This is a genomic window from Methylococcus sp. S1M, from assembly GCF_051295855.1.
Lineage (GTDB): Bacteria > Pseudomonadota > Gammaproteobacteria > Methylococcales > Methylococcaceae > Methylococcus > Methylococcus capsulatus.
On sequence record NZ_JBPDXO010000002.1, the window covers coordinates 350,976 to 371,915 of the forward strand.

Annotated in this window: 17 protein-coding genes; 10 read left to right on the forward strand and 7 right to left on the reverse strand. The window is 61.1% G+C overall.

All coding sequences use genetic code 11. From position 1 onward, the window contains the following. The first annotated feature begins 186 nt into the window (after positions 1-186). The 4 genes from ACSHWJ_RS05225 to ACSHWJ_RS05240 all read left to right on the forward strand — a co-directional run bounded on the left by ACSHWJ_RS05225 (position 187) and on the right by ACSHWJ_RS05240 (position 7,149). A complete protein-coding gene (locus tag ACSHWJ_RS05225; protein WP_435928715.1) occupies positions 187-4,098 on the forward strand; it encodes a Pls/PosA family non-ribosomal peptide synthetase in 3,912 nt (1,303 codons plus the stop codon). Between the two features lie 70 nt (positions 4,099-4,168). Next, complete coding sequence (locus tag ACSHWJ_RS05230) at positions 4,169-4,918, forward strand: hypothetical protein (RefSeq protein ID WP_432539400.1); 750 nt, start codon at positions 4,169-4,171, stop codon at positions 4,916-4,918. Positions 4,919-4,942: 24 nt separating this feature from the next. Further along, positions 4,943-5,251 carry a hypothetical protein gene (locus ACSHWJ_RS05235; protein WP_143708522.1) on the forward strand — a complete coding sequence of 103 codons (309 nt, stop codon included), beginning with the start codon at positions 4,943-4,945 and terminating at the stop codon, positions 5,249-5,251. 584 nt (positions 5,252-5,835) lie between these two features. Then, positions 5,836-7,149, forward strand: a complete 1,314-nt coding sequence (locus ACSHWJ_RS05240; protein ID WP_432539399.1) for a TolC family protein — start codon at positions 5,836-5,838, stop codon at positions 7,147-7,149. 80 nt (positions 7,150-7,229) lie between these two features. Here ACSHWJ_RS05240 and smbP read toward each other — a convergent pair whose 3' ends face one another. After that, complete coding sequence (smbP, locus tag ACSHWJ_RS05245; protein ID WP_010961350.1) at positions 7,230-7,619, reverse strand: small metal-binding protein SmbP; 390 nt, start codon at positions 7,617-7,619, stop codon at positions 7,230-7,232. A gap of 40 nt (positions 7,620-7,659) precedes the next feature. After that, the gene (locus ACSHWJ_RS05250) at positions 7,660-9,003 is read right to left on the reverse strand and encodes a porin (protein ID WP_432539398.1); all 1,344 of its coding nucleotides are present in this window, start codon (positions 9,001-9,003) and stop codon (positions 7,660-7,662) included. A 348-nt stretch (positions 9,004-9,351) separates the two neighbouring features. Here ACSHWJ_RS05250 and ACSHWJ_RS05255 point away from each other — a divergent pair, with 348 nt between their 5' ends. Then, on the forward strand, positions 9,352-9,840 hold the full coding sequence (locus tag ACSHWJ_RS05255) for a hypothetical protein (RefSeq protein ID WP_249385292.1): 489 nt from the start codon (positions 9,352-9,354) through the stop codon (positions 9,838-9,840). On the opposite strand, the gene mltB is transcribed toward ACSHWJ_RS05255, so the two are convergent. Further along, complete coding sequence (gene mltB / locus ACSHWJ_RS05260; RefSeq protein ID WP_218798032.1) at positions 9,821-10,942, reverse strand: lytic murein transglycosylase B; 1,122 nt, start codon at positions 10,940-10,942, stop codon at positions 9,821-9,823. The two genes, ACSHWJ_RS05255 and mltB, sit on opposite strands and share 20 nt — an antisense overlap. Positions 10,943-11,014: 72 nt before the next feature. On the opposite strand from mltB, the gene ACSHWJ_RS05265 reads away from it, so the two are divergent. Next, positions 11,015-12,220 (forward strand): transglycosylase SLT domain-containing protein, encoded by a 1,206-nt coding sequence (locus tag ACSHWJ_RS05265; protein WP_432539397.1) that lies wholly within the window; start codon positions 11,015-11,017, stop codon positions 12,218-12,220. Positions 12,221-12,224: 4 nt separating this feature from the next. On the opposite strand, the gene ACSHWJ_RS05270 is transcribed toward ACSHWJ_RS05265, so the two are convergent. Continuing rightward, positions 12,225-12,992 (reverse strand): 4Fe4S-binding leucine-rich repeat protein, encoded by a 768-nt coding sequence (locus tag ACSHWJ_RS05270; protein WP_036246026.1) that lies wholly within the window; start codon positions 12,990-12,992, stop codon positions 12,225-12,227. Further along, on the reverse strand, positions 12,985-13,746 hold the full coding sequence (locus ACSHWJ_RS05275; RefSeq protein WP_432539396.1) for an ankyrin repeat domain-containing protein: 762 nt from the start codon (positions 13,744-13,746) through the stop codon (positions 12,985-12,987). The genes ACSHWJ_RS05270 and ACSHWJ_RS05275 overlap by 8 nt, the downstream gene beginning before the upstream one ends. Positions 13,747-13,934: 188 nt before the next feature. On the opposite strand from ACSHWJ_RS05275, the gene ACSHWJ_RS05280 reads away from it, so the two are divergent. From ACSHWJ_RS05280 to ACSHWJ_RS05290, 3 genes are all read left to right on the forward strand, one after another. Next, entirely contained in the window at positions 13,935-15,158 is a 1,224-nt protein-coding gene (locus ACSHWJ_RS05280) for a glycoside hydrolase family 57 (protein ID WP_432539395.1), read from the forward strand. A 90-nt stretch (positions 15,159-15,248) separates the two neighbouring features. Beyond that, positions 15,249-16,709 (forward strand): glycosyl hydrolase family 57, encoded by a 1,461-nt coding sequence (locus ACSHWJ_RS05285; RefSeq protein WP_218798036.1) that lies wholly within the window; start codon positions 15,249-15,251, stop codon positions 16,707-16,709. A gap of 145 nt (positions 16,710-16,854) precedes the next feature. Continuing rightward, positions 16,855-17,592, forward strand: coding sequence for a helix-turn-helix domain-containing protein (locus tag ACSHWJ_RS05290; RefSeq protein WP_010961359.1), 738 nt, complete (start codon positions 16,855-16,857; stop codon positions 17,590-17,592). Here the strand turns inward: ACSHWJ_RS05290 and ACSHWJ_RS05295 are convergent. Together ACSHWJ_RS05295 and ACSHWJ_RS05300 are read right to left on the reverse strand one after the other, a co-directional pair. Next, positions 17,582-18,346 carry an ABC transporter permease gene (locus ACSHWJ_RS05295; protein ID WP_010961360.1) on the reverse strand — a complete coding sequence of 255 codons (765 nt, stop codon included), beginning with the start codon at positions 18,344-18,346 and terminating at the stop codon, positions 17,582-17,584. The two genes, ACSHWJ_RS05290 and ACSHWJ_RS05295, sit on opposite strands and share 11 nt — an antisense overlap. 7 nt (positions 18,347-18,353) lie before the next feature. Next, a complete protein-coding gene (locus ACSHWJ_RS05300) occupies positions 18,354-19,280 on the reverse strand; it encodes an ABC transporter ATP-binding protein (protein ID WP_010961361.1) in 927 nt (308 codons plus the stop codon). 64 nt (positions 19,281-19,344) lie between these two features. Between ACSHWJ_RS05300 and ppx the strand changes: the two genes are divergently transcribed. Continuing rightward, positions 19,345-20,898, forward strand: a complete 1,554-nt coding sequence (gene ppx / locus ACSHWJ_RS05305) for an exopolyphosphatase (protein ID WP_017366398.1) — start codon at positions 19,345-19,347, stop codon at positions 20,896-20,898. Positions 20,899-20,940: the final 42 nt, after the last annotated feature.

Sequence of the window (20,940 nt, forward strand, 5' to 3'; positions counted from 1 at the left end):
AACACTTCGACTCGTGCAATAGACTGGAAGATTTTTTTTACAGAACGACCGACACGGACCCAGAACAATTTTGCGCCATAGAAGACGGTATAATATATTCGTATCGCGATATAGACATCCGCTCAAACAAACTTGCCTGCTATTTGTTGACGAATGGAATTCGTGGCAAGCATGCGCATAGGATTAATGCTTGATCCAAGCATAGATCTATATGTTTGCCTGCTGGCCATACTAAAAGCAGGGGCCGTATATGTTCCCATGGACCCATCCTTCCCGATCGACCGTCTCACCTATATAGCCAATGACTCAGAAACGAAGACGATCATCACTGCCAACTCGATTCCACAAGGCATGGAAGATTTTCCGTGCGAGATCATTCATATTGACAGAATAAAAGATATCGTTGATTCGTTACCAGAATCCAGGCCCAAGCCGGTTACGTCGGTCGACTTCGAGTGCTATATCTGCTACACATCGGGATCCACCGGAGCACCAAAGGGCATAGCGATAACCCACTCCAACATATGCAATTTTATTCGAGCCGCAACACCCATCTATGGATTCAGGCGCACCGACCTGGTCTATCAGGGCATGAGTATCGCTTTTGATTTCTCGGTGGAGGAAATCTGGACATCGTTTGCCGTCGGCGCGACGCTGGTTCCCAGGCCGGCAGGAATGGAGCGCTTCGGAGAAGGGCTATGCGATTTCCTTAATCAGATGGGGATAACCGTCTTATGCTGCGTGCCCACATTGCTGGCCACCCTGAATCGTGACATCCCGTCATTGCGACTCTTGATGGTGGGAGGCGAAGCATGCTCGCGGGCATTGGTTCAGAGATGGTCCAAACCAGGGCGGCGCATCCTGAATACTTATGGACCTACCGAGACGACGGTGACGGCGACCTGGACGGAGCTCATGCCAGACAAACCTGTCACCATTGGCAAGGCTCTGCCTACCTATTCAGTATATCTGCTGGATGACCGGCTTATGCCGGTCAATGGTTCGGAAACAGGAGAGATCTGTATAGGCGGCCCCGGGGTCGCCAAAGGCTATGTCAACCGGCCAGAGCTGACTGCGGAACGTTTCCTGCCAGACCCTTTCCGTCCGGCTGGTGAACACAGCCGTCTTTATCGTACCGGAGACTTGGGGCGCTATACTGAAAATGGCGACATCGAATTTCTTGGGCGATGCGACACTCAGGTAAAAATCCGTGGCTATCGGATAGAACTCAGTGAAATCGAGGAAGTCATCAGAGGCGAGACCGGCGTCAAGGACGTTGTTGTGACCACACTCGACGGCAATACCGAAGCTCCGGATCTGGTGGCCTACGTGATTCTTGCCGGATCGGCTTCTCCCGCCAAGGCCGATGCCGAGCGTCTCCATCGTGTATGCCGCGACAGATTACCCTCCTATATGGTGCCGGCATGGATCGAGTTTCTCTCCGATTTCCCCGTTCTGACGAGCGGCAAGGTGGATCGCAAATCTCTCCCCCCACCAAAATCCTCGCGTATCGGCACGGGTGGTAACATCGTCTCTCCAGCCACCCCGAAGGAAGCACGGCTCGTCGAACTTTGGAAATCAATACTGGGCGTTGACGAGATTTCGGTGGAAGCCGACTTCTTTACCGATCTGGGCGGGCACTCCCTGCTCGCTGCCTATGCAATTGCCGAGCTGCGGCGAGATCCCGATTACCAAGCACTGTCTATGGGAGATATTTATAACTTCCCTACCATTCGTTTGTTGGCCCGACACTGCGAAACGTTGCAACGGGACACCTGCAAACGGCGGATTCCCGATACCACGGATCACTACCGCAAGGCATCCAATCTGCAAGTATATATCTGCGGCCTGCTTCAGTGTACTTTCATAGCAATCTATCTGACCCTTTTCCTTGCTCCTGCCGCATTCCTGCTCTACGCCATTGATTGGGGGCGGATACCCGATTGGACCTCATCAGCGTTTTGGTCGGACATTTCCGGTGCGATATCGCACTTCCGCATCGGAAGCCTGAATTTATATCCAAATTCGACCGATTCGACACACCTGGATCTTCTTCGAATCATATCTCGGTCCGTATCCCGCATTACGACTTGGTTCACTTCCTGGACGGCTGAAGACGGGCTCTCGCCAGCGTTCATTTTCCTGTTGCCGTCACTGATGCTTGTCAATTCGCTGCTATTGCCCATCCTGGCAAAGAAGCTCATCGTCGGCAAACTGACACCGGGTCGGTATCCATTGTGGGGATCCACATTCCTCAGGTGGTGGATCGAGCGTAAGACGACGCTGATTGCGCCAACCTATCTGCTCGCCGGCACGCCTTTCCTGAATACGTTCATGCGCGCATTGGGTGCTACGATCGGAAAGAATGTCCACCTGATATCGAGTAACCTGAACAACCCCGGTCTCGTTGTCATCGGCGAAGGTACCACGGTCGGCTACGATACCGAGGTTCAACCCTTTCGGATAGCGGATGGCTGGCTTCATCTCAGTCCGATCACCATCGGCCGGGACGTCGGCATCGGCCCGAGGTGTCTGCTCATGGGCGGCTGCGTCCTCGAAGATGCTTCCCGCCTCGGCGCGCTGACGCTGGTACCCGCCGGCCAGCGGATCGAGGCGGGTCAATACTGGCAGGGCTCTCCCGCTCATCCGGTTTCAGATCCGCCGCTGAGCGACATAAAGCTCCGCGAGCTGGGAAACGCGCCAGACAAATGGACCAGGGCGCATTTGTGTGGATTTCTTGGGGGAATTCTGATGGTTTATCATGCCCCTTTTCATGCCGCCCTTGCTGGTATGCTCCTGGCCTCCGCTGCCTTAAACCATTGGGGTTTCATCGGCGGACTGGCCACTGTAGTACCGGCCGGCCTGATTTTCGTATTGATGCTTTGCGGATTCATCGCATTCATAAAGCGGATTTGCCTCCCCCATCTGGAGCCGGGGATTCATCCTTTGCGCTCGATGCAGGGGGTCTGCAACTGGCTGTCCGATAAACTCATGGAAACCAGCTTGCTCTATACGAACTCACTCTACTCCACGCTTTATACGGCACCATGGCTACGTATGTTGGGTGCCAAAGTCGGGGCACGGGCGGAGATTTCCACTGTCAGCGACATTGACCCCGATCTGCTCACTCTGGGAGATGAGTGCTTCGTTGCCGATATGGCATCCATCGGTCCGACCACACACCTGCGCGGCTGGTTCGAGATCGGGCCGACCACCATCGGAAAACGCTCGTTCGTCGGAAACGCAGCGTTGGTACCTGCAAACTCTCGCATGGAAGACAATTCGCTGCTGGGGGTTCAATCGACGACCGCTGCAGGTGAGATTCCCCCAAACACGTCCTGGCTCGGATCACCGGCGTTGTACCTGCCCAACCGTGAGGTAGTCCAAGCCGGCGAAGCGCAAACCTATCGCCCGCCCCTCCTTGCCTATGCGGTAAGGCTGGTGATCGAGTTTTTCAGGGTGACACTGCCCGAGGGCTTGAGCCTGTTCAGCGCCAGTCTGGTTTTCAGCCTGCTCAGGCAGATACCCGATTCCGTACCACTTTGGCAGAAGCTGACGGTTTATCCGATGGCCATTTTCGGTACGGGTATAGGCCTCGTGGTCTTTGTCGCCATCATCAAGTGGACCTTGGTGGGCTCCTATCGTCCGCGCAAAGAACCCAACTGGGCTCTGTTCGTCCGCCGTACCGAACTGGTCACGGCGCTGTACGAGAACGTATCGGTCAGCTTGGTGCTGGACTGGCTCACGGGCACACCATGGCTAGCGCCTTTTCTCAGGATACACGGAGTAAAAATCGGCAAGCGCGTGTATTGTGACTCGACGTTCATCACTGAATTCGACCTGCTCGAAATTGGAGACGACTGCGCCATCGGGAAAGATACATCATTGCAGACACATTTATTTGAGGACAGGGTAATGAAAATGTCAAAGGTCAAGATAGAAAGTCAGTCGCAGATAGGATCGCGATGTATCGTTCTTTACGATGCGATCGTTTCCAAAGGGAGCTATATCGAGAATCTTTCAATGGTGATGAAAGCGGAATTCATACCCGCACGATCTCGCTGGATAGGCATTCCAGCCTATCCCTATCGTTCCTGATGATTCCGCAAGAAGCGCCAAATTCTTGTCGAAACTTATCCCGTATCCAAGAATACTTCCGGCCGTCGCAATGGCATTGACGACCGATCTTACGCATGCCGATATATCACCCGTCATTCAGATTTTTACTGGAGGACTGGATGGTCAAGGAGAACTCACGACCAGTCTTCACGTCAACGCAACGCCGCTGGGCATCACGAGGGGGAGCTATGTCGGGGAAATCATGAATGGGGGCGGAGTCAGGATAACCCCGGAACTGTCTTATGGGTTGCTCGAATCACTGGAAGGCAGCTTGTACCTGCCAGTCGTGACCGATGAACACGGGCAATGGAATGTCGCCGGGGGGATAGGTAGGCTCACGTGGGTTCCCATCGAGGCACCCGACGAAGGAGGATGGTTTCTTGGAACCACTTGGGCATTCTCAGACTACAATTGGAAATATTCACAAGCCACTCTCAATCTCAATGGCGGGTTCACGGCGGGCTATGACGACGATGACTGGTTGTTTGCGATCAATGCCTTTTTCAACTGGGGTCTGAACGATCGCTACCAAAGCTCAGACGCGCCAGGTCTCGAACCGGCATTCGCGGCCAAACACTATTTTGGCGAGAACTTGACGCTCGGCCTCGAATACTATGGTGCCATCGGTCCCATCGCCCATCCCGAGCCGATTCATCTGCAGTCCCATACTATTTTTGCCACAGTCGACTGGGACGAGGAGGATTGGAGTATCAACTTCGGAATTGGCCGAGGAATGACCAGCGAGACGGATGACTGGACGATCAAAACGATTTTGTTCGTACCGATAGGCAATTATTGATCTACCAATGGCACCGATATGACGATGAAAAGAACCGCAGTCCGGACACCATTGACTGCAATCGCATCGATGGTCATCGCGAGCGGTTGCGTGACTGACCAGGAGTTTCTTGCCGAACACTCCGGCGCCGCGCTCAAGTTTGCGGAAGTCCAAGCACGCATCGACCTTGACTGTGATCGAGTCACCGGTACCATCGTTTCTGAACGTATCGCCCAACGAATGCGGTGGGTCGGACGAGAAGAACTGGCTGAATACTCCATCAAGGTCGCAGGTTGTGGTAAGAATGCCACTTATGACATAAAGTGCCTCTCCGGCTCGGTATGCAGCAAATGATCATGCCGCATTCCTTTGAAACCAGGTTACGATCGACCGTGGATCGGGCATACCCGTTGGCGGCATGGAGCCCCGCCGCCACCGAGCGAAACGGGGGATGTCGGGGGCTGCTGCACGGCCTCGTGCCCCGTAGACCCCAAACCGTGGGACCTGTCCGGCTCCTCCAACGGCGTCACCGAGACCACCGCAGGCCCAACCCGATGCCAGACTCTGATAAATCCGCGAGCGCCGTTCTCTGAAACCCGTACGGCGTCCCCTGCTCGAGGTCCCGATCCTCGAATTCGATGGATGCTCTCCGGCCATCGCAGATGATACTTGCCAGCATCGTCCGCGGGATGATCGTTCGGCCTGGTGAAAGCACGCTCATTCCAGCCGAGCCTGATTCGTGGTGGATTACACCCTATTTTTGCGGATGGAGCACTCGACGGGACGTTCATGCCACTGATTCATAACGTGGTATCCATACATGGCTTCGTATTTGCTTCAGGCCGAGTGTCACGCCCTCCCCAAGCGAATCGCCCCGCCCCGGGGCTGCCCCATGCACTGCACACGCGGAAAATCGTGACCGTATTTTTGTCCTCGACATGGAAATTTCGCTGCACCGGCTAGTCAACATTTCATGGCCTCACGAAGCCGGCATACCGTTCCAAAGGATTTTGGCCCGTCTGGGATTTCTTGCCTGCCTCGGCCTGTGGCTTTCGCCATCCTGGGCCGGCGTGGAACCTTTGACCGAAAGCCAGGTCATCGGCCTGTTCTATGCCCGCAATCTCTCCATCCTCTCTGCGGAATTGGGACTGGAAACAGCACAGGCCCAAAAAGTGATCGCTGCCGCCATACCGAACCCGGAACTGAGCATCTATCAGCAGGAATGGGCCCCGAATTATCCCATTTGGCAAAACGGACCGGCCACCTATGTGGCGGTCAGCCAGCTCATCGAAACCGCGGGAAAACGCCGACTCCGCATGGAAAACAGCCTGTTGGGGGAACAAGCCGTGGAAAGCGAGCTGCGCGATGTGATCCGCACGTTGACTCAGGCTTTACGCCGCGCCTACTACGGACTCCTGTTGGCGCAGGAAACGATGGATGCCGCCCTGGAACAGAGCCATCACGTTCAACGGTTGGTCGAAGTGCAACAGAAGCGCTTCGAGGTCGGCGACATTTCGGAGCGGGACCTCACCCGGATCAAAATCGAAGCGCTGAAAGCTCAATCGGATATCGACAAAATTGCCGCCCAGCTCGTCGCGGCGCGATCGCAGTTGGCGGTGTTCCTGGCGTGGCCGGACGATGCCGGCAGCCTGAGCGTGAAAGACCAGTGGCCGGACGGAAAGTCCTTCGAAGATCTCAAAGACGAGATGGCGGCGGTGAACGCAGCCTTGGAGCGACGCCCCGACCTGCTGGCGGCCAAGACGCGGTACGCGCAGGCCAAACAAGGTATCGACCTCGCCAAGGCCCAACGCATCCCCGATATCAAAGTCACAGCCGGCTTCGCCCATGACCTCGGCAACTATATACAGAATGGGGCGACGCTGGGACTGAGTATCCCCCTGCCCTTGTTTTACAGGCAGGAAGGCGAGATCGCCCAGGCAGGCATCCGGGCGAACGACAACGAGTTACGCGTCAGGCAAACGGAAGTCGCGGTACGTTCCGAAGTGAACACCGCCTTCGCCGCATGGATCTCGGCAAACACCGTCGTTAAACGCTTCGAGACCGAGATCATGCAAAAGGCAAAACACATCCGGGATTCGGCCGAAATCGCCTATACCAATGGCAGCACCGATATCATCGACCTCATCCAGGCACAGCGTGATTACCGGAATACGATCATGGATTACTACCAAGCCCAGGCCAACCGCGCCTACGCCTATGCCGACCTAAAAATGGCCATCGGCGCGGAGTGAAGACGAAGGGGGGCTACTCCAGGAGCTTCACGAACTCCGACGCCCCGTCCGTTTGACCCGGGTTAACTCGAGGGGTTGAATCACGGAGCCTTTTCCTTTTCCTTGACGTCCGACAGGGCTTTCTTGGCTTCGTCGGCGGCATCGCCCGCGACCTTCTTTTTCGCATCCTTCTCGGCTTTCTTCAGCTCCCGGAAAGCCTTGCGGTCGGCTTCTGCTTTCGGAGCGTCGCCGCTGATCTGCTTCAGGGGTTCGGCGTAAGGACGTGTCTTGTTTTCCTTGATCAGATGTTTCTCGGCGTCTTCGAGCTCTTTCGCCGCTTTCGAAGTCGCGCCCTTCGCACTGTCCTGCGCCGCTTTCTCCAGGTCTTCGATGGCCTCCTCGCCCTGCTCGTCCGCGAGAACCAGCGATGGCGATGTAGCCGCAACGAGCACGGCGAGGGTCAGACCGAAAATGTTCATGTCGTTTTTCATTGCAACGTCTCCTTAGGGAATCAACGCGGGCCGGACCGGATCAGAAGCTGATGACTACGTCCGTGGAAAACAGAATCTGGTCTCGCCTGTCTCCGGCATAGCCCACCGATGCGCCGCCGTTGTTGAATGGCTTCGCGTTGTCCGCCCAATCGTAGCGCAGGTTGGGGCGGACGATCAGCCACTGCGAAGGCTTCCAGTTCAACCCCAAGGTAAATTCATAGTAGCTCGAGGCGGGCAGCCCGGAGCCCAGTCCAACCCCCCCGACCTGACGGCCGATGGAATAGACCCGACCAAAGTTTGCGCCACTCGAACCGAAATTCACCAAGGCATCGTCGTCCCTGAACCATTCGCCTCTGAGACCGATCGAGAGATCGTCCTGAATGTCGTAGAAAAGATAGTTGTTGATGCCATACCAGGTTGCATCCTGCGGCTTGCCATTGGCGCCCATCGACGCACCGTCGGCAAAACCATGGTCATGCTGGAAGACGTAGTGCAGGTCTTCGGTGATGTCGTGCTGGATCACCAGGCTGTAGATACTCCACTGGTTGGAGTTGGTCTCGGAGGTGGGACCGGTGGTGCCGGAAATGTTGACTTTGGTGCCTTGGTCGTCGCTGACCCAGCCGATGCCGCCAATGCCGGACCAGGCTCCCAGCCCCTGGTTGAAGCCGCCGTCCCAGCCACCGGTCACGCTGCCGGTCACGACACCGCCGGTCAGAGTCCAGTTGGAGTCGATCGGATAGCTGCCCAGGAGGCCGGTATGGGTGAAGGGCTCCCCATACTGCATGGTATAGGCATGCGAATAGAAGAAGTTGTCGGGCGCCGTGACGACTTCATAGCCGATGATGGTGTAGAAGTGGCCGAGCTTGAGGGTCAGGCCATTGCCGATGGGCGCGTAGACCGAAGCATAGGCCTGGGGCAGCGCGGTCCGGTAGTACTTGATGTTGCTGGCGTTGAGGTGCAGATCCCAGTTGCCCTGGGGCGCACCATAGGTTTGGGTGAATCCTGCGTCGGTGCCGTACATGAAGTCGAAACGGCCGCCGAAGTCCCAGTCATCGCCCGAGGTCGCCACGGCCCGTTCCAGATAGAGGTAGAGCTGGTTCATCTGCAACTCGGCCGAGCGGTCGCCGAACGATACCGGACCGTTCCATTTACTGTTGGTGAAATTCGTCGACACTCCCGTATCGATCCAGCCTCCCCATTTCACACCCCACTCCTCGAAAGGCTGCACGTTGGCGCCGTCGGTCGCCCAGTCCAGCAACCCCGTCGTTTCCGCGAAATCCTTCGCTTCCCCGCCCATGGAAAGTGTCGCCAGGATCCCGAACACCAGCGGTCTCAGCTTGGCCGTTTGAGTCATCATCGTCTCCAGTTGGTTATGCAGCGTCATCTTGGATCGCTACTCTCACCTGGAACCGAAGCACAGGGCATGCCATCTCGAAAACACCCATCGAACAACGAATTGGAGCAGGTCAAAGCATCATGATTTGCTAATAATTGCACCACAGTGATGCAATCGTGCTCCATATTTGCACTGATGCAACAAAAAACCGATTTATCACCAACGCCATCGTCCCAGTGCCTCCCAACGCAGTCCCCATACCGCAACGCCCGCCATTGCGCTAAAGTGTGACACCGTATTCTGCCGCATCCGACACGCCGAGCAGCGGCACCGCCTCAAGGTGCACCCTGCGGAATCCTCCGGATAAAGCATTTTCAGACGACCGATTCACGATCTATGCGGCACCCTACGGCTATCGTCAGCATCGCGCTGCTTACGGGGAGCGTCCTCACCGGCTGTATGTCCATCCGGACCCGCACACCGGAAGGCGGTGACGTCACCATGAACGAACGGGAATTCGCCACCTACGTCGAACACGTCTTCCGCCACCACAACCGGGTACTGGACGAGCTGATCACTTCGGAGCAAACCGCCCTGGCGAACGGCGACGTCGACGCCGAAGAACTGGAGGAGGCCGAAGCGGACATGATCAGGACCTGCGACCCCCTCAATGAAGTGATCGCCGCGGAAGCCGAACAGCACCATGCCAGCTTTTCCACCCTGATGAAGCTCGCGGACGTGGTACCGGAATGCGAGTCCATGACCCGTGAGCTGGAAGCCCTGCTGCACCCCGCTCCTGCGACACTCGGCGCCCCCCGCCTCAATTCGGGAGGTGCCGGAACATCCGGTACCGGGGAGGGACCGGCTAGTGATACCGCCCCCTGATGGCCTGCGCCAGTTCGTGCACGGCCATGGCATAGTAGGTACTGTTGTTGTAACGGGTGATCACATAGAAATTCGGCAGGCCCAACCAGTACTCATCGCCCGCCTGCGCACGCAGCCGCAACAGACTGACGGGCATGTCCGCATCCAGGACGCCACGGGGCATGATGCCGTTGCGGGCCAGTTCAGCCACCGAATAACGGGTGTGGTATCCCGTTTCGAGCTCGCAGCGCCCGCCGGGCGTCAGGACCGCCGGTATAACGACCCCCTCCCCGCTGCGCCAGCCGTGCGCGGCGAAATAGTTGGCCACACTGCCGATGGCGTCCGCAGGCTGCCAGAGATCTTTCCGGCCGTCGCCGTCGAAATCGACCGCCCACTTCAGAAAGCTGCTGGGCATGAACTGCCCCAGACCCATGGCACCGGCGAAGGATCCCCTCGGCTGCGCAGGATCGATCCGCTCCTGCCTCGCCATCAGGAGGAATTTCTCCAACTCCTCGGTGAAATAATCGGCCCGCCGTGGCGAATCGAACGCCAGAGTCGTCAAGGCATCCAGCACCCGGTGGCTGCCGAGGTTGGCCCCATAGACCGTCTCCACGCCCATGATGCCGAGAATGTACTCAGCCGGCACACCATAGCGCTCGCTGGCCTGGCGCAAGGTGCCGGCATGCCGGCGCCAGAAATCGACACCCCGGGCGATGTGCAGACCGTCCAGGAACTGGGCCCGGTACCGGGACCATCCGCCCGGACTGGGCGGCCCCGGCTTGGATTCCTTGCGCATGTAGTTGATGGTCCAGGTTTTGCGCTGCGCCTGGGAAAACAGGCCTTTCAGATAGTCATGGGGAAACCCGTGCTGCTGCGCCATCCTGGCAATGAAGCGGTCGAGCGCCGGGTAGCCGGCATAATCCCCGGTGACCGTTCGCGCTGAATAGCCCCCTTCGAGCGGCATGTCTGATTCGGCTGCGGTGGGCCGGGAGGCCTCCCCGACCGCGGGCACGGCCGCGCGGTCCGCGATGGCACCGGGCCGGGCCGGGGGATGGGAAGAGCAGCCCGACAGGAGGAGGAGTCCGACGAATATTGCAGGGGATACTGAAAATCGATGACGCATAGCCAGAGGGGAGTCCGCGATTGCGCCCCGCCGGGGGGCCGTGGCCAGGCATTCTAATCCATCGGCCGCCGGATGGCTGGCATACCGGCCTGTCCGGACGGTATCCTTCACCCGGTCAATCCGTGCAGACCTTTTGCCCTGGACCCGACAGAGTCTTCGCCGATGGAACCCGACTCCGCACCGAAACCGCCAGACCCGCCCGTCCGGAAGACCCGGCCCAAACGGCAATCCAAGCCGCGCCGCCGCAAGAAGAAAAAAAACAGCATCCCGGCCTGGAAACGCACGGCCATGATCGGCACCGAAGCGGGAGCACTGACCGCCGCGTCGCTGGTGGCCATCATCGCCGTGCTGGGCCATTCGGCGGACTGGTTTTCCGGCACCGGTTTCTGGGCGCATCTGCTGCCCTTCACGGCGATGGTGCTGGCCCTGGCCCTCGCGCATGCCCTGGCGCTCCGGCTCTGGTTCCTCCTCCGCCCCTGGCTCGCGGGAAAAGCAGAAATCCTGCCGGCGATCCTGGCCGTGCTCGTCGCCGCCGGCGCCGGCACCCACGCTTCCCGCGAACAATTCCGGCAGGAACTCGGCAGTCTGCGGACCCTGGTCGGCGGCAAAGAGGAGGCCGAACGCATCACCCTCTCCCACCAGGTCTTCGCCGCCTACCGGCGTTCCAACCTGGCCGACCTGCAGCGGCTGATCGAGCGGAGCCAGCTCTTCTGGCCCGCGATCCAGGAGGCTGCAGCGAGTTTCGACATCGAAACGGAACTCCTGCTCGGCGTCGCTTCCACGGAATCCTCGTTTCTCCCCCGCGACAGCAAGGACGGCGGCCGCGGCCTGTTCCAGATCACCGCAGCGCCGGCACCGGCCGTGGAAGCCGCCCGGAAACGGCTGGCCACCGCCAGGCTGGACCTGGCGAATCCGCGCCACAACGCCTACGTCGGGGCCGCCACGTTCCGGCACTACCAGACCGAAATGCATGGCGACCTGTTCCTCGCCCTGCTGGCCTATAACATCGGCCCCAAGAACGGCGGCCTCCACTCGATCATGAGCCAGTACGGCGCCCGCGATTTCGTCACGATCCAGCCGTACCTGCAAAACCTGCCCAGGGACTATCCGATCCGGGTATTGAGTTCGGCCCTTGCCTTCCGGCTCTGGCGGCTGGACGGCAAGCTGCCACGCTACGAGGAAGGCGACAACGCCATGCATATCCAGAACGTCGGCATTCCCGGTCTGGACCCCGGCCGGTCGGGCGGATCGCCGTTGAGCGCCGCGCTGCTCCACTGAGGGCTTACCCCCCGGCCAGCCGCGCCCGGACCAGCTCGCGTACCTCCTCCACCGGATCGTCGAGCAGCCCCCGCAGGGATTCCGGCGGCGCCTTTGCGGCGGCGAGGTAACGGATCAGCCATTCGCGATCACGCAGCAGCAGCGTCGCGCCTGCCGGGTCCATCCGCTCGGCGACGATCTGGCGGACTTGCAGGTTTTCGTCGTAGGCCATCAGGGCAAGGCTCTGCGGCGGCAGCCGCCGCGCCACTTCCTTGCGCACCTGCTCGTCCGGATCGGCGATGAGGCGGAACAGCCGCCCCACCGGCAGCCGCCGCGCCACGTAGACCCGCACCAGGTAATCCGGATCCACGACCATGGCCTCCAGCCGCTCCGCCGGCAGCCGATCGGCCACCGTGATCCGGACCTCGCGGTCGACGTCGTGCATCAGGGCGTCCAGCCAGTCTACCGGCACCCGATAGGCGACGGTCCGCCGGACCGCCTCGTCGTCGTCGAACAAGAGTGGCTTGAGCGCGCTCTGGCTGGCATAACGGGCGGCGACGGCCCGCTGCTCCCACCGGGAGTCGAAGAGATAGCGTTCGGCAAGATGCGGATTGCGCTTCAGAAAACCGTCGATCCGGCGGCTGTTCTGAACCTGGATGCAGGCATCCCCCGGATCGCAGCGGCTCGATGCCAACAGGTCGTTCTGGAATTCGCAGCCGGCGCAACCCGGCGCCAAAGCAGAAACAGCCCCCGTCCCGGCTGTCGTGGCAGCATCGGTGACCGGCTCAGGCATGGCTTTCACGCCGTTGCGCACGCCGTAGCAGGTGCAGAATCTCGAGGTTCGCCGCCAGATCCATGGCCGTGAAGTCGTCCTCCGTCCGGATGCCGGGATCGGCGCCGCGGTCGAGCAACAGCGAGACGACCTCGGTCCTGCCGGATGAGGCGGCGAAAACGAGGGCGGTCGCGCCCGACGGATTACGGCGGTCCGGATCGACGCCGGCGTCGAGCACCGCCGCAACGGTCGTAAGATCCCCGCTGTAGCATGCCGCCCACAGGGCGTCGTTGCCGTAAGCGTCGGTCACCGTCAGATCGGCCCCGGCGGCGGCAAGCGCCTCGACGATATCGGCCCTTCCCTGTTGGCAGGCCTTAATGAGGGGCCATGTCCCGCCGCCCTGACGGTTCGGCTCGCCCGGCTCGAAGCCGTGTTCGCGCAGCCAGTCGGCCAGTGGAGCGGCCGTCATCCCCACGTGCGCCGTGTCGGCATGCCAGGCCTCGAAGCCACCGTCCAGGCTGTATACTTCGCCGAAACCGAGATCGGCAAACAGCCGGGCGACATCCTGGCTGGCGACGCCGTGATAGCAGTATACGAGCAATGGTTTGTCGCGTGGCAGGACTCTGCGCAGCGCCAGCGGATCGAGATCGGAGAACAGCAGCGCCCCAGGGAGGTGGCCGCTGCGGTAAGCGCTGGCATCGCGGATGTCGAGCAGCAGCGGCTCCCTGGTCGCGATCAGCTCGCGCGCTTCACGTGTCGATATGCGTCGGTACATCACACAGTGTCGGATCGGTTGTAGGATTCAGGACAACGGTCACGGCGCGCTCCAGGGTGGCATCCCGCCCTGCGGCAACCGGGCCCCACGGCCTCCCGCGCCGGCGCCGGAGGCATCAAGCACCATTAAGCAAATCCTCTGCCAGGCCATCCTCTTACCACCCAAACACCCTCTGGAGACCAGCGACGATGACCATCCACCATGCCCTGGTGCTCAACCTGCATCAGCCTCCCGGCAACCTCGAACACCTGCTCGACCATCAAAGCTGGGAAGCCAAGGAAATCCTGTTCGCCTACGACCGCATCGCCCGCTCGCTGTGGGACTATTCCGACGTCGGCCGGGTCCATCTGTCAGTCTCCGGCACCCTGCTGGAAACCCTCTCCAGTCCGGGATTCCAGGAACGGGTCTACGGGATCGTCGACTGCGGCTCGCTGCTGTGGCACTGGCAGAACCAATCCATCATCGATATCCTCGGCACCGGCTACTACCACCCGGTGCTACCACTGATCCCCGAACGCGACCGGCTCGAGCACCTCAAGCGCTGGCAGGGCATCGCCGGTCATGTGTTCTGGCGCCAGCGTTTCAACGGCTTCTGGCCGCCGGAAATGGGCTTCTCCATGGAACTGATCCCTCTGCTGAGGAAATTCGGCTACCGCTACGTGATCGTCGACAGCGAACACGTGGAGCCGGTCACGCCCATGGCCTGGCAGGAAATCCGCTACCGCCCCCACATCGCCCGCCACGGCAGCCTGGAGATCATCGTCATCGTGCGCGACCGTGAGCTGTCGGACGCCCAGGAAGCGGGCATGGAACCGACCTGGTTCGAGAACGAGCTGAAGGAGCGCACCAAGTGGTGCAATTTCGAGCCGCTGGTAACCACCTGCACCGACGGCGAAAATGGTGGCTGGTTCCGCAACACCACTCAGGAGGCCAACTTCTGGGGCGCGTTCTACCAGCCGCTGCTGGCGACCGCACGCAAGGGCGGCGACATCCAGCCGGTATTCATCCACGACTACCTGGACCGCTACGGGGTTTTTGGCGAGGTCGAGGTCAAAACCGGCGCCTGGAACACCGGCTGGCACCACGGCCGTGACTTCACCCAGTGGACGGGGTCGGATGCGCAGAGACGCGGGCTGGCGGAAATCCGGGCCTTGAGTGACACCTTGCACGCCGAACTCGACAAACCCGGCGCGCCGCCGCCCGGACACGACCTGGACACCGCGCTCTGGCGGCTGCTGCGGGCGGAAACGAGCTGCAATTTCTACTGGGGCGAGGATTGGGTCGGACGCGCCCGTGCCGACTTGGAGGAGGCCCGGGCCGCGCTGACCCGCCACCTCGCCGCCCGTCCGGCGGACGCTGCCGCCGACGCCGCGGGACCGGAAACTCGGCGTCAACCGGAAGCGCCCCAATAGCCGGCCAGCAGACACCGATCAAGCCCGATCGCTTGTGTATCATTGCCGGACGTCAATTACGTCCCCCCGTCCCAATTCGAGGAGTTGTCCATGACCGAGATCGCGGAATACGTCGACGGCCTGCCCAACATCTGCGGCAACGAAAACTCGATCGACGAGGCGCTGAAGCGGCGCCCGCCAGAGGTCTTCCGGCCTTCGAGCCCGATCGCCTTCGATCGCATCCGCAGCGCCTGCGCCATCGCCCTGCACATGCACCAGCCGCTCATCCCGGCCGGCGGCGGCGACCTCGCCAGCGCCGAGATCATCGGCAACCTCCAGTACATGATGGAAAACCAGCACATCGGCGACAACCACAATGCGCCGGTGTTCCACTGGTGCTACAAGCGCATGGGCGAGTTCATCCCCCAGCTCATGCAGGAAGGCAAGGAACCGCGGGTGATGCTGGAATATTCCGGAACGCTGTTCCACGGCCTGCGCAAGATGGGACTCAACGACGTTTTCGACAGTCTGAAAACCATCACCTGCCATCCCGAATACCGCCGCGCCGTGGAGTGGCTGGGCTGCCCTTGGGGACACGCCGTCGCACCGTCCACCCCGAGTCAGGATTTCCGGCTGCACGTCAAGGCCTGGCAGCAGCATTTTGCCGGCATCTTCGGCCTGGAAGCTCTGCAAAGGGTGCGGGGTTTCTCACCGTCCGAGATGGCCCTGCCCAATCATCCCGACGTCGCCTTCGAATTCGTCAAGACCCTCAAGGAGTGCGGTTATCTGTGGGTGATGGTGCAGGAGCACACGGTGGAACGCCCCGACAACGGCGGGGGGCCGGAACTGAAACACCTGCCCCACCGGCTGGTCTGCCGCAATACCGCCGGCGAAAGCGTCAGCATCATCGCCATCGTCAAGACCCAGGGCAGCGACACCAAACTGGTCGCGCAGATGCAGCCTTACTATGAGGCACTGGGCCTTTCGCGCTGGGAGCTGGCCGGCAAGAGCGTCCCTCCCCTGGTCACCCAGATCGCCGACGGCGAGAACGGGGGGGTGATGATGAACGAATTCCCGCCCAAGTTCATGGAGGTGGTGCGCGCAGCCAGCGACAGCGACACCCCGCTGATGAATGCCACCGAATACCTGGAATTCCTGTTCGGCTTGGGCATCCAGGAATCCGACCTGCCCGAACTCCAGCCCATCCACCAGAAGAAAATCTGGGACCGCTTCCAGCCGGGCGAGGACCCGGAGAAGCTGGCCCATGCCATCGAGGAACTGAAGAAGGAAGACCACCGCTTCCACATGGAGGGCGGAAGCTGGACCAACGACATCTCCTGGGTGCGCGGCTACGAGAACGTACTGGGGCCGATGGAGGAAGCCAGTGTGGCGTTCAACGCCAAAGCCATCGAAGCCGGAGTGAGCCCCGCAGAACCCCGCTACCGCAAGGCCCTGTTCCATCTCCTCACGGCGCAGACGAGCTGCTACCGCTACTGGGGTCAGGGACTGTGGACCGACTATGGCCGGGAACTTTGCCGCCGTACGTTGACCATCCTCCAGCAGGAATTCTGAAGAAACCGCAAAATATCCTCACCGGAAGCCCTCCTGGGACGGCTTCCGGATGTTATCCTTTGGTTTTTCAACTCCGGCATCCTGTTAGAGCGTGGCGTCCGCTTTGTCAAGGATAAGGAAACGGCCGGGACCAGCCCGATCTGACATGGAACACCAGCCCAACATCTCTCAAAAACTCCGCGTCACCTGTACCAACTGCAGCCTTAATTCGCTCTGCATACCGCGCGGCCTCGCCAAGGACGACGTCGACCGGATCGCCGACATCGTCGGACGTCGGAAGACCCTGGCGCGCGGTGAATACCTTTACCGGCGCGGCGATTCCTTCCGCGGCATCATCGCGATCAAGGCCGGCACCGCCAAGCTGATCGCCCAGGACCGTCGCGGCGAGGAATTCGTCTCCGCGTTCCTGCTGCCGGGCGAACTGCTCGGGTTCGACGGCCTGTCCACGGACATCCACCAGTGTTCCGCCATCGCGCTGGAAACCTTCAGCTATTGCGAACTGCCCGCCGCCCAGCTGGACTCCCTGTGCAAGGAAGTGCCGAAACTCCTGCGCGAGCTGTTCCGGCATGCGGGCAAGAGTATCGACAGCGCCACCGACCTCGCCCTGCTGGCCAAACGGCCTGCCGAAGCCCGGGTCGCCGCCTTTCTCGCCGATCTGTCCGAACGCCTGCAGCAGCGCGGATTCTCCGGAGCCGAGTTCCGCCTGAGCCTGACCCGGCAGGAAATCGGTGAATACCTGGGGATGGCACTGGAAACCGTCAGCCGCATCCTCAGCCAGTTCGCCAGCCAGGGCGTCATCACCATCAACAGTCGCAACGTCCAGATCCTCGATACCGCCACGCTGAACCGGATCGCCCGAGGCGACCCCTGGCTCAAGTCTTGAGGCCCGTCCCTCGCCGCAACAGGATCAGGGCTGCCAGCGTCAGGACCAGGATCAGTATCCCGACCATGGCGAAGGCCAGCTCGACCGGAACGTCGGAAATGCCCAGAAAACCGTAGCGGAAGGCATTGATCATGTACAGGATGGGATTGAAGCGCGAGGCCTCCCGCCAGAAATCCGGCAGCAGTTCGATCGAGTAAAACACCCCGCCCAGGTAGACCAGCGGCGTGAGCACGAAATTCGGGACGATGGAAATGTCGTCGAAGCTGTTGGCGAATATCGCGTTCAGGAAACCCGCCAGGGAGAACAAGGTCGCGGTCAGCACGAGCATGGCCGCCACCGCCCAGGGATGCACCGGGTGAAAATCCGCGAACAGCGCCGAGATCGCCAGCACCACCCCGCCGACCACCAGTCCCCGCATCACCCCGCCGCCGACGTAGCCCGCCAGAATCACTCCATCGGGCACCGGCGCCACCAGCAATTCCTCGATATTGTGCTGGAACTTGGTGGAATAGAACGAAGACACCACGTTCATGTACGAATTGGTGATGACCGACATCAGGACCACGCCGGGGACGATGTAGTCGATGTAGCTGAAACCGCCCATTTCACCGATCCGGGCGCCGACCACCGTGCCGAAGATCAGGAAATACAGGCCCGTGGTCACCGCGGGCGGCAGCACGGTCTGCGGCCAGATCCGCAGGAACCGGTAGATTTCCTTGAACAGGATGGTCTGGAGAGCGACACGGTAGGTCATATCGGCTTCAGATGTCGTCTTCGGAAGACTCGAGCATGTCCACGAAAAGCTGTTCCAGCCGGTTCGCCGCATTGCGCAGGCTCGCCACCTCGATGCCGGCCTGGCCGAGGGCGTCGAACAGGCCATGCACCCCGAGCTCCGTCGGCACCGTGGCCAGGACGCTGCGATCTCCCCGCAGCTCCAGCCGATAGCCGGGAACCTCGGGCAGCGCCGACACGGGGCGACGCAGTTCCAGGATGAAGGCGTTCGCCTCGAGCTTGGCCAGCAGGCTGGCCATGTCGCTGTGCTCCACGATCCGGCCGTGATTGATGATGGCGATATGGCGGCAGAGGTTTTCGGCTTCTTCCAGGTAGTGGGTGGTCAGGATGATGGTCGTGCCTTCCCGGTTGATGCGGCGCAGCAGCGCCCACATGGAGCGGCGTATCTCGATGTCCACGCCGGCGGTCGGCTCGTCGAGGATCAGCAGCCGCGGCCGATGCACCAGCGCCCGGGCGATCATCAGGCGCCGCTTCATGCCACCGGACAACTGCCGGGAAACGGTGTTGCGCTTGTCCCAGAGCCCCAGCTGGGTGAGGCACTCCTCGGCGCGGCGGCGAGCCTCGCGACGGGGAATGCCGTAGTAGCCCGCCTGGTTGATCACGACGTCGATGACTTTCTCGAACTGGTTGAAATTGACCTCCTGCGGCACCAGGCCCAGGCAGCGCTTGGCGGCCTCCCGCTCGCGGTCGAGATCATGGCCGAAGATGCGCACCGTGCCCGAACCCTTGGTCACCAGGGAGCTCAGGATGCCGATGGTGGTGGACTTGCCGGCGCCGTTCGGCCCCAGCAGGGCGAAGAAATCCCCCGCCGCCACATCGAGGTCGATGCCTTTGAGAGCCTCGTGGCCGTTGCGGTAGGTCTTGCGGAGATCGCGGATGGAAAGGGCCGGCGTCACGGAAATTTGGCGGCTCGATTGATTACAATGGAGACGTCCGTTCCCCCACAGCCGAGACCGCCCATTGTATCAGAACCCTCCCGCCGCCGCGTCCCCGGCCACCAGCAGCGACCGCAGGCCCAAAGGCAGCCGCCCCCCGCCGGAACTCGTCGCCGCGATCGACCTCGGTTCCAACAGCTTCCACATGATCGTCGCCAGCCTTCGCGGTGGTGAACTGATCGTGGTCGACCGCCTGCGCGAAATGGTGCGGCTGGCCGCTGGGCTCACATCGGCGCGCAATCTGACGCCGGAAGTCCAGTTGCGAGCGCTGGAATGCCTGGAACGCTTCGGCCAGCGGGTGCGTGACATGCCGCCTGGCACCGTCCGCGCCGTGGGCACCAATACCCTCCGGGCCGCCCGCAACGCCCAGTCCTTCCTGATCATGGCGGAACAGGCGCTGGGCCATCCCATCGAGGTCATTTCCGGCATCGAGGAGGCCCGTCTGACCTATCTGGGCGTCGCACAGAGCCTGGCCGCCAATGGCCGGCGCCGGTTGGTCATGGATATCGGCGGCGGCAGCACCGAATTCATCATCGGCGTGGACAACACTCCGCGCGACAAGGAGAGCCTGCGCCTGGGCTGCGTGTCCCTGAGCTCCACCCATTTCGGTGACGGCAAGATCACATCCAAACGCTTCCGGCGCGCCGTCCTCCACGCCGAGCAGGAACTCGAACCGATCGAACACGCCTTCAACCGCGACCACTGGGACGAAGCGGTGGGCTCGTCCGGCACCTTGCGCGTAGTCCAGCGCATCATCCAGGCTGCAGGATGGAGCCGGGACGGCATCACCCCGGAAGGGCTGAACCGGCTGGCGGATGCAATGCTTACGGCCGGACACGTCGACCGCCTGGCGCTGCCGGAACTCAGCCTCGAGCGCCGGCCCATCATCGTCGGGGGAGTGGCGATCGTCCATGCCGCCTTCAACGTGCTGCGCATCCCCCTCATGAAGGTCGCGGACGGCGCCCTGCGCGAAGGTCTGCTGTATGATCTGCTGGGCCGTCTGTTCGACGACGATGTCCGCAGCCGCAGCGTCTCGGCCCTGGCGGCGCGCTACCACGTCGATGCCGTCCATGCCGGACGGGTGCGCGACACCGCCCGCCATCTGTTCGAACAATGGCCTTGGACCAGCGCCATCGACCGCGACGTCGCCCGCCTCTGGCTGGACTGGGCGGCCGAACTCCACGAGATCGGCCTCGACATAGCCCACAGCCAGTACCAGAAACACGGCGCCTACATCGCCGCCAACGCCGATCTGGCGGGATTCTCACGCCACGAGCAGAACATCCTCGCTGCGCTGATCCGCGCCCACCGCCGGAAGTTCCAGCCCAAGTCGTTCCGCGAATTGCCCGCCCCCTGGAACGAGGCCGGCAAAATCCTCGCGGTCATACTGCGGCTCGCCGTCGTCCTCAACCGCAGCCGCCACAACGTCCCGCCACCCACGACACTGGAGCGCCATGGCAATACGATCGCCTTGCGCTTTCCCGAAGGCTGGATCAACGATCACCCCCTTACCAGCGCCGATCTGGAACAGGAAGCCGAATACCTGCGGGGAGCGGACCTGGTGCTGACTTTCACCTGAATTCGTGTCCGCAGGCGGGAAAATCCCGGAGTTCCAGCACGG